The 14,456-nt window shown below is 49.0% G+C and carries 11 protein-coding genes; all 11 read right to left on the reverse strand.

Annotated features, from left to right (window positions below):
* Positions 1-489: 489 nt before the first annotated feature.
* Entirely contained in the window at positions 490-1,425 is a 936-nt protein-coding gene (gene tsf, locus MCJ35_RS10845) for a translation elongation factor Ts (protein WP_008716349.1), read from the reverse strand.
* A gap of 36 nt (positions 1,426-1,461) precedes the next feature.
* Complete coding sequence (rpsB, locus tag MCJ35_RS10850) at positions 1,462-2,208, reverse strand: 30S ribosomal protein S2 (RefSeq protein ID WP_025487141.1); 747 nt, start codon at positions 2,206-2,208, stop codon at positions 1,462-1,464.
* Positions 2,209-2,513: 305 nt separating this feature from the next.
* Positions 2,514-3,302: a GTP-sensing pleiotropic transcriptional regulator CodY gene (codY, locus tag MCJ35_RS10855; protein ID WP_008716353.1), complete on the reverse strand. Its 789-nt coding sequence runs from the start codon at positions 3,300-3,302 to the stop codon at positions 2,514-2,516.
* Positions 3,303-3,456: 154 nt separating this feature from the next.
* The gene (gene topA, locus MCJ35_RS10860; protein WP_025487140.1) at positions 3,457-5,562 is read right to left on the reverse strand and encodes a type I DNA topoisomerase; all 2,106 of its coding nucleotides are present in this window, start codon (positions 5,560-5,562) and stop codon (positions 3,457-3,459) included.
* 50 nt (positions 5,563-5,612) lie between these two features.
* Complete coding sequence (gene dprA, locus MCJ35_RS10865; RefSeq protein ID WP_025487139.1) at positions 5,613-6,767, reverse strand: DNA-processing protein DprA; 1,155 nt, start codon at positions 6,765-6,767, stop codon at positions 5,613-5,615.
* Complete coding sequence (locus MCJ35_RS10870; RefSeq protein ID WP_120055813.1) at positions 6,758-8,287, reverse strand: YifB family Mg chelatase-like AAA ATPase; 1,530 nt, start codon at positions 8,285-8,287, stop codon at positions 6,758-6,760. The genes dprA and MCJ35_RS10870 overlap by 10 nt, the downstream gene beginning before the upstream one ends.
* Before the next feature lie 182 nt (positions 8,288-8,469).
* The gene (locus MCJ35_RS10875) at positions 8,470-9,255 is read right to left on the reverse strand and encodes a TIGR03915 family putative DNA repair protein (RefSeq protein ID WP_008716360.1); all 786 of its coding nucleotides are present in this window, start codon (positions 9,253-9,255) and stop codon (positions 8,470-8,472) included.
* 19 nt (positions 9,256-9,274) lie between these two features.
* Complete coding sequence (locus MCJ35_RS10880) at positions 9,275-10,885, reverse strand: putative DNA modification/repair radical SAM protein (RefSeq protein ID WP_025487138.1); 1,611 nt, start codon at positions 10,883-10,885, stop codon at positions 9,275-9,277.
* A gap of 169 nt (positions 10,886-11,054) precedes the next feature.
* Positions 11,055-12,071, reverse strand: coding sequence for a UDP-glucose 4-epimerase GalE (gene galE, locus MCJ35_RS10885; protein ID WP_025487137.1), 1,017 nt, complete (start codon positions 12,069-12,071; stop codon positions 11,055-11,057).
* Between the two features lie 131 nt (positions 12,072-12,202).
* A complete protein-coding gene (locus MCJ35_RS10890) occupies positions 12,203-13,648 on the reverse strand; it encodes a glycoside hydrolase family 3 protein (RefSeq protein WP_025487136.1) in 1,446 nt (481 codons plus the stop codon).
* Positions 13,649-13,817: 169 nt separating this feature from the next.
* On the reverse strand, positions 13,818-14,447 hold the full coding sequence (gene sigK / locus MCJ35_RS10895) for an RNA polymerase sporulation sigma factor SigK (RefSeq protein WP_008716368.1): 630 nt from the start codon (positions 14,445-14,447) through the stop codon (positions 13,818-13,820).
* Positions 14,448-14,456 lie beyond the last annotated feature (9 nt).

A 14,456-nucleotide genomic window follows, 5' to 3' on the forward strand; every position in this document is an offset into this window, starting at 1 on the left:
TCGGATTAATTCTATTTAATTAGAGGGTCTATGTTGTTGTGCCAAGTAAAACAGGCACTTTCTGCCACAAAATGGACATATATGACAGAATTTCAGCCTCCCGGCCCCCTGCCGCCCATCTCCCGACCCAGGGCTTCTGCCTCATATCCAACATATTCCCTCTTCCTTTGGTTCCTTTTTCCTCCCCTTCCCTCCGGCCCCAGGCAGTCCCGTAACTGCCAGAAAGCCTTTGTTTATGCGGGTTTTCAGCCTTTGCCTCCCTCTTTTTCTCCCTATTATAAACGGCATATGGCCCGGTGCCAGGCTTGACGGCCGATGGCCCCGGTGGGTGCCGGAAACAGGGGGCCAGGGGGTGGTTTTGCACACGAAAAAAGGACCCAAAGTATGGTTTTACATACCTTAGGTCCTTATTTTATCCTTTTTTTTGCCTCAAAAATGGTCCATTTTGTGGCATAAAGTGACTATTTTAGGTGGCAGGATGACAATCAATTACATCCCCATCTGCTTCGCTACTTCTGCTGCAAAGTCCTCATTCTTTTTCTCCAGGCCTTCTCCGGTCTCGAAACGGATGAACTTCTTAACCTTGATGTTAGCGCTGTTAGCCTTAGCTACAGAAGCAACATACTGGGAAACGCTCTGCTTGCCGTCTTCTGCCTTAACATAAACCTGATCCAGCAGACAGGTCTCTTTCAGCTCTTTGTTGATACGGCCCTTAACCATGCCTTCGATAATCTTGTCATTGGCATCCGGCTTCTCGTTCTTAGCTGCTGCTGTAAGGATTTCAGTCTCTTTTGCAATATATTCATCGCTAACTTCATCCCTGCTGGTGAACATTGGCTTTAATGCAGCTGCCTGCATAGCTACGTTCTTAGACATATCTTTGATTTCGTCATTGATAACGTCTGTCTCAACATCAATCAGAACACCAATCTTACCGCCTGCATGGATGTAGGAAGCAACAAAACCATTTGCCTCTTCAACCTGCTCAAAGCGGCGGATGTTCATGTTCTCGCCGATAATTGCAATCTGGGATGCCAGGGCTTCCTTCACAGTCAGTGTCTCATCCTTAGCCCACTTCTCTTCCAGGAACGCATCCAGGTCCTTAGCGCTTGTAACAAGTGCCTGTGCTGCCACATCAGCAACATAGGTCTGGAACTTCTCATTCTTAGCAACGAAATCAGTCTCAGCGTTAACTTCAACTACAACTGCTTTCTTATGGTCATCGGTTAATGCGGTAGCCACGATACCTTCAGCCGCAATACGGCCAGCCTTCTTAGCTGCTCCGGCAAGTCCTTTTTCCCTCAGGAACTCAACGGCCTTATCCATATCGCCGTCAGTAGCTGCAAGTGCCTTCTTGCAGTCCATCATTCCGGCACCGGTCATTTCCCTTAAATCTTTTACCATTGCTGCGGTTACTGCTGCCATTTCATTTTCCTCCAATTATAAGTTTTAGTTTTTTAATTAAGCTTCTGCTGCCTCAAATGCTTCTGCAGAAATCTCAATCTCCATTGCACCTTCTAAAACTTCGCCCTGCTTCGCCTCAATTACAGCGTCAGCCATCTTGGAAACAATCAGCTTAACAGCCCTGATGGCATCATCATTGCCAGGGATGACGTAATCCAGTTCTTCCGGATCACAGTTGGTATCAACGATACCGATTAACGGAATACCCAGGGTGTGTGCTTCCTGTACGCAGATATGCTCTTTCTTAGGATCTACAACGAAGATAGCATCTGGCAGTTTCTTCATATCCTTGATTCCGCCAAGGTTTCTCTCTAACTTATCCCACTCTTTTCTTAACTCAATGACTTCCTTCTTCGGAAGGACATCAAAGGTTCCGTCCTCTGACATGGTCTCAATCTGTTTCAGTCTTGCAATACGGCTCTGGATGGTCTTGAAGTTGGTCAGCATGCCGCCCAGCCATCTCTCATTAACATAGTACATACCGCAACGCTCAGCCTCAGCCTTGATTGCTTCCTGGGCCTGCTTCTTGGTACCAACAAACAGGATGGTGCCTCCCTCAGCAGCGATATCGGATACTGCCTTGTAAGCCTCGTCTACTTTGCCCACGGACTTCTGTAAGTCGATGATGTAGATACCGTTTCTCTCGGTATAGATGTATGGAGCCATCTTAGGGTTCCATCTTCTTGTCTGGTGACCGAAATGTACACCAGCTTCCAGTAACTGCTTCATTGAAATAACGCTCATGTTCTTTACCTCCATTTGGTTTTAGCCTGCTACGTTTCACGTAAGTTCAGGCACTTCCGTCCGCTTCTCATGTTTCCCGGAAGACCTGTCCGGATATTGATTCCCAGTTAAATGATGGTTTCCAATATACTTCAAGGCACCGTCCCGTAGAATCCACAGACGTGTTTTTTGTCAGCCTTATCAATATATCACAAAAAACAGCAGCTTGCAAGCACTTTTACGTGTTTTTTGCAAACTGCCGTTCTGTTTTGGCTTTTTATGTTATATAATGTGGTCTGACCTGACATTACTGTATCATGGGGGTGCTATTTCAGATTTGTGTTGGAGGCCTTAATTGCCTTCAATTCGTCAAATACCACATCATTCAGAACCTTGATATATGTTCCCTTCATTCCGGAAGAACGTGACTCAATCACACCGGCACTTTCGAACTTGCGAAGGGCATTCACAATGACGGAACGGGTGATTCCCACCCGGTCAGCAATCTTGCTGGCTACCAGGATACCCTCGTTTCCATCCAGTTCCTCAAAAATATGGATGATTGCTTCCAGTTCAGAGAATGACAGGGTACTGATGGCTGATTTAACAATCTGCACCTTCCTTGTCTCTTCCGCATTCTCTTCATTCACGGAACGCATCATCTCCAGCCCCACAACCGTGGTTCCGTATTCGCTTAAGATGATATCATCAATATCATACTGGGAGTCTGACTTGTAAATAAACAGGGTGCCCAGGCGTTCTCCTGCAATATCAATAGGGGTGATGATGGCCTGATACTTCCTTACATTCTCTTCTGCAAAGCCCAGGGTAGCCAGATTCACATTCTCCTTTGTCGATAGCACGCTGAGGAGGCGTTCATTCAGCATCTTATCCACGTACCCTCCAACCTGGTCTTCTATCAGTTCCTCTATCTCATCCACATCGGAGTTGATACTTACACCCAGAACCTTTCCCTTCTTACTGATAACAAGTATATTGGATAACAATATCTCACTTAAAACCTTACATATATCGTTAAATACCACTTTATGAGAATTGTTGTTATGCAATAGCTTGTTGATTTTTCTGGTTTTGTCCAACAATTGAACACTCATAATCGAAAACCTCCTTATCCAATTTGTATAACGCCCCAAAATACTCTACTAATAATTGAATTTTAACACAATTTTTAAGCAATAACAAGAGTTTTTTGAAGTTTTCGATTATTTTAAGATTTTAATAATTTTCGGTTCTGTTTTACAATTTTTTCTATTTATCCGTGCTATCCGGCTGATCCTTCTTATCCGTGCGGTATCCGCAGGTCTCGCTGGAACAGAGCAGTTTATTTCCCTTTTCCACCATGTAGGAACCACAGTTGGGACACTTCTGGGTGGACGGCTTTTGCCAGGACATGAAATCACATTCCGGATTATCCTCACATCCATAATACAGGCGGCCCTTCTTGGTCTTCTTAAGGACCACTTCCTTACCGCACTTGGGACAGGGTACCCCAATCTTCTCGAAATAGGGCTTTGTATTCTTACAGTCCGGGAAACCGGGGCAGGCAAGGAACTTTCCATGGGGGCCATACTTTATGACCATCTGGCGGCCGCAGAGGTCGCAGACCTCATCCGACACCTCATCTGCAATCTTGACGGATTCCAGTTCCTGTTCTGCAATCTTGACAGCCTCATCCAGGTCCGGATAAAAATTGCTGACCACTGTTTTCCATGCAACGGTCCCGTCTGCCACCTTGTCTAACAGGGATTCCATATTGGCCGTGAAATTCGGATCCACAATGCTTGGGAAGGAACGTTTCATGATGCGGTTCACCACATCACCAAGTTCCGTGACATAAAGGTTTTTGCTTTCTTTTACAACATACCGCCTGGCAATGATGGTGGTGATGGTCGGGGCGTACGTACTTGGACGGCCGATTCCCTGCTCTTCCAGTGCCTTTACCAGGGAAGCCTCCGTATAGTGGGCAGGGGGCTGGGTAAAATGCTGGCTTGGCTTAAGTTCTTCCAGCTTAAGCATAATTCCTTTTTCCAGGTTCCCAAGGACCTGGTTCTTTTCCTCTTCATCGTCAGCTTCCACATACACTGACATGAATCCTTCAAAAGTCAGTCTGGAAGCAGATGTTGTGAATATGTGGCTGCCTGCCTCAATTTTCACGGAAGTGGTCTCATATACAGCAGAAGCCATCCTGCTTGCGGTGAAACGTTTCCAAATCAACTGGTACAGGCGGAACAGGTCACGCTGAAGGGATTCCTTAACAATGGTAGGTGTCAACGTAATGTCAGTTGGACGGATTGCCTCATGGGCATCCTGTATCTTACCATTTTCCTTCTTCACCTGGTTACCCTGGGCCACGTAGTCCGCCCCATAATGTCCCTTGACAAATTCCCTTGCGGCCGCATCTGCCTCATCCGCAATACGGGTGGAATCCGTTCGCAGGTATGTGATAAGACCCAGTGTCCCATGTCCCTTTACCTCAACGCCTTCATAAAGCTGCTGGGCAAGACGCATGGTCTTCTGTGTGGAAAAGTTCAGCGCCTTGGATGCTTCCTGCTGCAGGGTACTGGTGGTGAAGGGGATTGGTGCCTTCTTGATACGCTCTCCCTTTTTCACTTCCTCTACCTGATAGGTGCAGCCTTCCAGTTCTTTCAGGATATGGTCCAGTTCCTCCTTATTGCGGATAGTGGCCTTTCCTCCTTTTGTATCCCTAGAACCATAATACTTGGCTGCCAGAGGCTTCTTGCTTCCCTTCATCAGAAGGTCGGCCTCCAGGTTCCAGTACTCCTCCGGGATGAATGCGTTAATCTCATCTTCCCGGTCACAGATCATCCTGAGGGCAACAGACTGTACGCGTCCCGCACTTAAGCCTCTTTTTACCTTTGCCCAAAGCAGGGGACTGATTCTGTAACCAACCATGCGGTCCAGCATCCTTCTGGTCTGCTGTGCGTTCACCAGGTTCATATCCAGGGTTCTGGGGGTTTTAAAGGAAGCCTTCACCGCATTCTTGGTGATTTCGTTAAAACTGATACGGTAAACATCTTTTCCCTTCTGCTCATCCAGCTTCAGCGCTTTCATGAGATGCCAGGAAATGGCCTCTCCTTCACGGTCAGGGTCAGTGGCCAGATAAATCTTATCAGCCTTTTTCACTTCCTTGCGCAGCTTGGCAAGCACATCCCCTTTTCCCCTGATGGTGATATACTTGGGTTCATAGTCATGTTCCGCATCAAATCCAAGCTGGCTTTTGGGAAGGTCCCTTACGTGGCCTCCGGAGGCATCCACCTCATAGTTATTGCCCAGAAACTTCTTGATGGTCTTTACTTTTGCTGGTGACTCCACAATTACCAGATAATTTGCCATTGTAAAACTCCTTATTCCCTCTTCATATATTGATAAATACGTAATAATGCTTATGGTTGTGTCATCCGCCGGATATAACACTGACCGTTGGTCCGCAGTGCAAATCCACCCAGTTCCAGTTCACAAAGCGTGCTCATGCACTGGCTTACAGGAATCCCTGTCTGCATGGCAATCTGTTCCAGGTGCCTGGGTTCGGAATCTAGGCAACTATACACCATTTTTTCAAACTTGGCAAGTCCCTTATCTGCTTTTTCGTAAGAAAACATTGGTTTTTCGTAAAAAATGCCCATAGATTCCAGCACATCAACTGGTGATGTGAGTATCCCTGCACCGGCCCTTATCAGATAATTGCAGCCTTCGCTCAGGGCATCGGTTATCCGTCCCGGAAGGGCAAATATCTCTTTTCCCTGCTCCAGCCCCAGCTGGGCTGTTATCAGTGAACCGCTCTTCTGCCTAGCTTCCATCACAAGGATGACGTCCGACAATCCGCTAATGATTCGGTTCCTTGCAGGAAAATTACGCGCCCGCGGTTCTTCATCCGGTGGGTATTCAGACAGGATACCTCCATTTTCCAGTATCTGCTCAAATAATCTGTAATTGGTTCTTGGATAACAGATATTGACGCCGCAGCCCAATACTGCAAATGTCTTTCCCCTGCCTTTTACAGCACCTTCGTGGCCAGCCCCGTCTATCCCCAGTGCCAGCCCGCTGATAATCTGTACGCCTTGTGCGGCCAGTTCCCTGCCCATGTATTCGGCGGATTGCTTTCCATATGACGTACAGTTCCTTGCTCCTATGACAGCGGCCGACGGATATCCGTCCCCGGGCAGTTCCCCTTTTACATAGAGTCCCATGGGATAGTCATAGATATGCCGGAGCCGCTCCGGATATTCCGTGTCCAGGGGTGTAATATACCGGATTCCCTTTTCACCAAGGGTATGATACTCTTGCCGCATTGGCTCCAGCTGTTTCTTCCAGGCATCAAATTCCGGGCATTGTTTTGCACTGTAAAGGATTCCCATACGGTATAATTCCATTCCTTCTATATAATATACGGACTCAAAACTTTCTGCCTGCTTCCATATCTTTTGTACCGTAACCGCGCCAAAACCAGGGCACCTGGTCAGCCAGTAAAGGAACTCCCTTTCCCTCTCTGTCCTGGCTGCGGTATACTCCATCCCATCCCATCGCTGTGCTATCCCCATAACCGTTCCTCCAGCATTCCATAGCCCAATGCTTCTGATAAATGTTTCCTGCTGATCAAACCGCATCCATCCAGGTCCGCTATGGTCCTTGCTACCTTTAATATCTTGTGGTACCGCCTGGCGCTGAGCTGCTTTGTCTCATAAACCGTTTTCAGGAAAGAACCTTCTTCCTGACCCAATGTACAGTATTCCTGCGTTTCTTTCATCCCCATCCTGCTGTTAAACCGTATCCTTGTGCCGCTGAACCTCTCTGCCTGGATATTCCTGGCCCTCTCTACCCTGCGCCTGATGGATGCGGAGTCTTCCCCGGTTCCTCCTGCCCCATTCAACTCCTCATATGTCACAGGCGAGGCATCCACACATATATCAAACCGCTCCAGGACAGGCCTTGGTATATGGTCCAGATATCTCTGGATCTGCAGTTCTGAGCAGCTGCATCTTGACCTGTCGGGGTAAAAACCGCATGGACACGGATTAGTAGCAGCCACCAGCATAAAGTCGGCCGGGAACTCATAACTGCCATGGACCCTGGTAACCGTAACCTTATGTTCTTCCAGGGGCTGTCTCAGAATATCAATTGCACCCCTGCTGAAATGCGGAAGTTCATCCAGGAACAGGATTCCGCCGGATGCAAGGGAAAGCTCCCCTGGACGCGCCTGGGCTCCGCCGCCAGTCAACGCCAGCGGTGTGATGGTATGATGGGGACTCCTGAAAGGACGGCGGGATAAAAGCGGCCGGTCAGGAGGAAGAAGGCCGCAGATACTATATATCTTTGATATCTCGATATCTTCCTCCCTGGTCAGGGAGGGCATGATGGTGGGAAGTCTTTTGGCAACCATTGTCTTACCGGTTCCGGCGCTTCCGTTCATAAGAAGCCCATGCATACCGGCGGCGGCAATTTCAGCGGCCCGCCTCAGTACCAGCTGGCCTCGTATATCCCTGAAATCCACATCATAAGTCTCTTCCAATACTCCTTCTTCCATCGATGGTGTGCATTGCCCTATGGATGACGGCTGTCTGAGCATGGCGGCCATCTGGCCCAATGATTCCACCCCGATGATTGACATGCCCTCAATCATCATTCCTTCCCTGACATTAGCCGCGGGCAGGAAGCAGCGTTTCAGCCCATATTCCCTGGCTGCATCCACCAGAGGCAGTACGCCGCTTATAGGTTTCACGCAGCCGTCCAATCCCAGTTCCCCGATGACCAGGCTGTCCTTAAGTTCCCGGGTGTCAGCCTGTTCAAAAGCGCCCAGTACTGCAATTGCTATGGGCAGGTCATAAGCAGTCCCTCCTTTGTGTATGCCTGCCGGTGACAGGTTAACCGTTATTTTCTTTGCCTGAAACCGGAACCCGGAATTGCGCAGCGCCGTGCGCACCCTTTCCTGGGATTCCCTTACCTCGGAAGCCAGCTGGCCTGAAATGGAAAATCCCGGCAGACCGTTGGAAACGTCCGCTTCCACGGAGACGACATAGCCCCGGACAGCCCGTATGCCTCCGCTGTTGATTTGTGTAAACATCCATATGCCCCCTTCTCTTTGATTGGTCTTACATACTTACATACAAACAGTTTGGAATGTGGCGTAAATACCCGCCGGATGACTTCTTGACAGAACAGGAAGATACCTGTTCCAATGAAATACAGATAGTATTACTATACTAAAAGAACAACAAAAAGACAAGGGGCATGATTGGATTCATTTTAACGTTCTCTTTGGAACTCTGTCATATAGGCCCTGTAACGCAGGGGCAGGTGGTTTCTCTGGCAGATTGGATTTGTCCTTTCTTTAATTGCAATGGTATGGAAAAAGGAAATCCACAAATCCTCGTATTCCCGCTCATCCGTTTCCTGCTCCAGGCACAGCTGCCATATATTGTCCCCATCCGGCTGTTCCAATGGATGATTAACCAGAATCCACGGTTTTCCCTTGGGGTGGACAGCTGCCTTCTCCCGGTTAACGTCATAAATAATCCAATTTTCTTCCGGCAGCCGGTCTGCAAAATGAGGCGCAAGAAGGGTCATCACATCGTTTTTCGGTCCAATCCTTGACACCAGCACACCGCCCGCTGCCTGGGAAAACCGCAGGAATTCCACCAGAAGATGGTTCTCATTATAAACATTGCGGCACAGTTCAAATATATCACAGTTCTCAGGAATCTGAAGCTGGTCCAGTATCCCCGGTCCAATGCCAAATGCCTGTACAAGGAAACGGTATATCTTGTCCGCCCTCTCCGTATCCTGGCTTAAGGATGCAACATATATCTTCTTATATACTTCCTGGGAAAGCTTACTGCACACAGACTTAATTACCTTATGGGCCTTCTCATGGGTGGATTCCGGCTCCACATACTCGCTGAACAGTTCCAGTTCATGGTACGTCCCCTTTAACTCCAGGCGTACATTGTCGTGGCCTTTCCGGCTCATCCATGCATCATATATGCCGCAAAGGATTCCCTCAAAATCCGGCACGCATAAATATATGGTCATTCCCTATCCCTCCCTTATCCTAAAAATGCCCGGCTGCCGCGGCATAGTGGTCATCTCTGGTTACAGGCATCTCCATATGCATATCGTCAAACAGGGAAAGCTGCCTGAAACTGTCCCTGTGTTCTATATCCCATCTGGCCCGCTGCTCATCGCCCACAAGGCAATTGGTAATATAATCCTGGTCCAGCCTTGCCCCCTCCATCATGCGCCCGGAACAGGTAATGAAATATCTGGCCCTCTTCAAGACCACACCCATCTTCTTCAAATCCTCAAACCCAAGTCTTCCGCTTCTTCTGGCAGCAACAATCCTGGAAGCTGACTTGACCCCCATCCCCGGTACCCTGAGAAGTTCATCATAAGGTGCCAGGTTCACTTCTACCGGAAAGCCTTCCAGATGGCGCAGGGCCCAGTCACACTTAGGATCCAGAAATACGTTGAAATTCGGCCTGTCCTCCGACAGCAGTTCCTCAGCCCTGAAGCCGTAAAAACGCAGAAGCCAGTCCGCCTGATACAGCCTGTGTTCCCTGAGAAGGGGCGGGCCTCCTGGAAGGCTTGGCAGACAGCTGTCCTCATTCACAGGAATATAGGCAGAATAGAACACCCGCTTCAGTCCAAAGTTCTGGTACAATGCCTGGGTAACCGACATCATCTGATAATCATTCTCCGGCGTGGCTCCCACAATCATCTGGGTACTCTGCCCAGCCGGTACGAATGCTGACTTCTTATATTGGGAAGCAGGAAGCACAAGACGGCTTTTAATGCATCCGGGGCGGGCATCCGGTTGGGTGGTATACATATCGTTATGTGAATCTCCCCCCGGCACGCCCTGGTCCGTTCCTGCCAGTCCTTGGGACTCTCCCTGCCCAGTAACCTTCGCGGATATCTTCCTGTCCAGTGCAGCACCCGGCGCCTCAGCCAGTTCCGGGCGTATCAGGGCAGCGCCTCCTGCAAAGCCGGCGCGCTCCGTGCTGTAAGGCTTCTTATATCCCCTGTCATATCCCAGTAAATGGCTGGACACGGAAATCCCCTGCTGAATCTGCCGCATGGGTGCAAGTATCTTATCCCGGGTCTTGCCCGGAGCCAGGTCCTTAAGCCCCTGAGCGGTTGGAAGTTCCAGATTGATGCTCATCCTGTCTGCCAGGAATCCGGTGCGCTCCACCAGTTCTGCATCCGTTCCCGGTATGGCCTTTACATGGATGTAACCGTTAAAGTTCCATTGGTTCCGTAGTTTATATAAAGTCTCGTATATCAGTTCCATGGTGTGATTGGCATTATAGAGGATTCCGGAACTTAAGAACAGTCCCTCAATATAATTCCTCCTGTAAAACTCAATGGTCAGTTTACACACCTCGTCCGGCGTGAATGCCGTCCTGACCACATCATTGGAACATCGGTTGACACAATACTTGCAGTCATAGATACACTGATTGGTAAAAAGTATCTTCAAAAGGGATATACATCTCCCATCCGCGGCAAAGCTGTGGCAGATTCCGGCCTCCGATGTATTCCCAATGCTTCCCGCCTTTCCCTTCCGCTTCACGCCGCTGGAAGTACAGGCCACATCGTACTTGGCTGCATCTGTAAGTATCTTCAGTTTTTCCTGTATGGACAGATTCTCCTGTATTAACATGGCACCGCCTCTTTCGAACATATGTTTGTTCATACAGTTTATCATATCCGGACACTTAAATCAAGGAGAAATCAGAACATTCGTTCTTTTTGCACAAAATCTTTTTGAACAGAAAGCCTGCGGCCGGAATCATGTTCCAGCCGCAGGCCATCCTGTTATCTGTATTTAATTAATCCCTGTATCCGTCCGGGTTCATGGACTGCCATTTCCAGGAATCAGCACACATTTCCTCGATTCCCTTTTCAGCAACCCAGCCCAGTTCCTTCTTTGCCTTGGCGCAATCAGAGTAACATACGGCCACATCCCCGTCCCTGCGCGGCTTGATTTCATACTTCAGTGTCTTACCGCAGGCTTTCTCATATGCATGAAACACATCCAGCACACTGTATCCAACGCCTGTTCCCAGGTTGTAGATGCTGACGCCCTCCCTGTCAGTAAGCTTCTTCACAGCCTTTACATGGCCCTTTGCCAGGTCAACCACATGGATGTAATCACGCACACCAGTGCCATCGGGGGTATCATAGTCGTTACCGAATACATTCAGGTATTCAAGTTTCCCAACAGCAACCTGCGCAATATAGGGAACCAGGTTGTTGGGGATTCCCTTGGGGTCTTCCCCAATCAGGCCGCTTTCATGGGCGCCGATGGGATTGAAATAGCGCAGAAGCACCACATTCCACCCGGCATCCGCTGTATGTAAGTCCGTAAGAATCTGCTCCAGCATGCCTTTGGTACGTCCGTATGGATTGGTAATCTCACCCTTGGGGCAGTTCTCGGTAATGGGTATCTCAGCAGGGTCGCCGTATACGGTTGCGGAGGAACTGAACACGATATCCTTTACCCCATGCTTCCTCATCTCATCACAGAGGATCAGGGTTCCTGTTATATTATTATGATAGTATTCAAGAGGCTTATGCACGGACTCCCCCACTGCCTTAAGTCCTGCAAAATGAATGACGGACTCTATTGTTTCCTTATCAAACACGTCCTTTAGCGCAGGCTGGTCTAACAGGTCCACCTCATAGAACTTAACCTTCTTACCTGTAATCTGCTCCACCCTCTGAAGCGCCTTCTCACTGGAATTGTAAAGGTTGTCTACTACTACTACATCATAACCTGCATTTAAAAGCTCCACACAGGTGTGGCTTCCGATATAACCGGCGCCTCCAGTCACTAAAATCGCCATTGTTTTTCCTCCTTCATGAACACTTGGTTGCAGCAAGAAAGGCAGAACAGGTGCTGAACCGCCGGTTCTGCCTGCTATGAATAGTATAAGGGCATTGCTTCGATAAAACAATGCACAATTCTTCTATCTTTTTATAATATTTTTCGAATTTCAGCTTTCAGGCTTAAAATGCGCAGGACCGATGCATCCAGACGATCCAGCGGTATTTCCCCATTCCCGGCCCCTTCCACCACAGCTTCGTAGGCAGACGGAAAATCCGCCGGCATCAGAAGCATGTCCACACCAGCCTGCAGCGCCATCACCGCCGCCTGACCGGAGGGGTAGTGGTCCTCAATGGCCCCCATGTTCAATGCGTCCGTGATGATGATGCCTTCATATCCCATCCTGTCCCTGAGATATCCCTGGATTACCTGGCCCGAAAGGGAACAGGGAAGGTCCCCGCCTGTGATTGCAGGCAGCGAGATATGACCTGCCATGATAAAAGGCACCTGGTTCCCCACCATGGCATAAAATGGTTTCAACTCAGCCTCCTCAAGCTCTTCCCATGTTTTATCCGTATATGCAAACCCTTCATGGCTGTCCCCCTTTGTGGCTCCATGTCCAGGAAAATGTTTTGGCGCCCCATAAACCCCCTGTTTCCAAAGCCCCTCAAGGTATGCCAGGGACATCTCTGTAACCAGCTGTGGATCCCGGCCAAAGGAGCGCGTCTTTACCACTGTATTGTCCGGGTTGGTCAGAACATCCGCATCCGGTGCAAAATCCAGATTCAATCCATATTCATGAAGATATGCACCAATGGTACTGCCCGCCCGATATGCCTGAACACGGTCCCCGGACGCACCGATTACATCCATGGACGGCACCTGCGCTACCCGGAAGCCATCATGCTTCCCAATCCTGGCAATATCCCCTCCCTCTTCATCAATGGAGAGGAACAGCGGTATCCCGATCTCCTCCATAGCCATCTTCTGGGTATCTCCGGTCATTGTCTTTAACTGGCCGGCATCCTCCAGATTATTGGAAAAATAGATAAGGCCTCCAACCGGATACTGTCTCAGCGCTTCCCTGGTAACCTCCCCGGCCTGGGTAACCTGGCCGCAGCCTGTAAGCTGTTCCGGCGTGATGATGAATAGCTGCGCCGCCTTTTCCTCCAGGGACATACCCTCCAGCTGTTTCCTTGCCCATTCCTCCTGGCTGCTTATTCCGCCTATTCTTATGCCTCCCCCATCATCCCTGTCTCCCATCCCATATTCCCTGTCTTTCTCCTTATCGTTCCTGTCTTTTGCCCCATATTCCCTGTCTTTCTCCTTATCGTTCCTGTCTTTTGCCCCATATTTCCTGTCTTTCTCCTTATCGTTCCCATCTTTTGCCTCATCACTCCTGCCTTTTGCCTCATCACTCCTGGTTTCCACCCCATTTATCCCTGCTTGCGGTCCACGGCCCCCATTTGCCCTGACTGGAAGCCGGTCTGCGGAGTAAAGGGCCGCCACAAGTAACAATGTAACCGCAGACACCCCGGCCAGACGGTTTTTCCACACTTTTTTGCTGTCTTTTCTTCCAGAACGCCCTTTTCCCATGAACTGCTTGTCTCCTTTTGCCTTCTTAATCAAGATGCCGGCTTTATTTTATATAGTATAAATGATTCAGCCCCTCAGGGTAAAGGGGGAATTCACGACAAAAGACAGCATAAAACAGCATCGGAACCATAATCAGTCCCGATGCTCCGTATTTTCCAACCTTCATTGCTTATCCATGTCTTGAAAACTCCGCCCGTATCTTCTCAATCGCCTTCTTCTCAATCCGGCTCACATAGGAGCGGGAAATGCCCAGATTGCCTGCAATCTCCCGCTGGGTATGTTCCTTGCCCCTGTACAGCCCGTAACGCATTCCCAATACGGTTTTTTCTGTCTCCGTCAGACAGGATTCAAAGGCCTCATACAGTTCTTTCACATCCTGCTTCAGTATCATGGTATCCAAAGTTTCTTTATTGTCCATCTCGATGACATCTACCAGGCTCACGGTCTCGCCGTCCTTGTCTACCCCGATGGGCTCAAAAAGCGATACTTCTTTGGAAAATTTCTTGCTGGCACGAAGGAGCATCAGTATTTCATTTTCCACGCATCTGGCTGCATAGGTGGCCAGTCGCGATCCTTTATCGGCATTAAACGTATTCACGGCCTTGATAAGGCCGATGGTCCCAACAGACAGCAGGTCCTCCATATCATAATCAGAGCCCTGGTACTTCTTTACCACATGGGCTACCAGACGCATATTATGCTCAATCAGCATATCCCTTGCTGACTGGTCGCCCTCTTTGCAGCGCTCCAGATACTCTTTTTCCTCTCCTGCTGATAATGGTTTTGGAAAAGTCTTCAAAGAAAGCCA

Source organism: Enterocloster sp. OA13, from assembly GCF_022440595.1.
Lineage (GTDB): Bacteria > Bacillota > Clostridia > Lachnospirales > Lachnospiraceae > Enterocloster > Enterocloster hominis.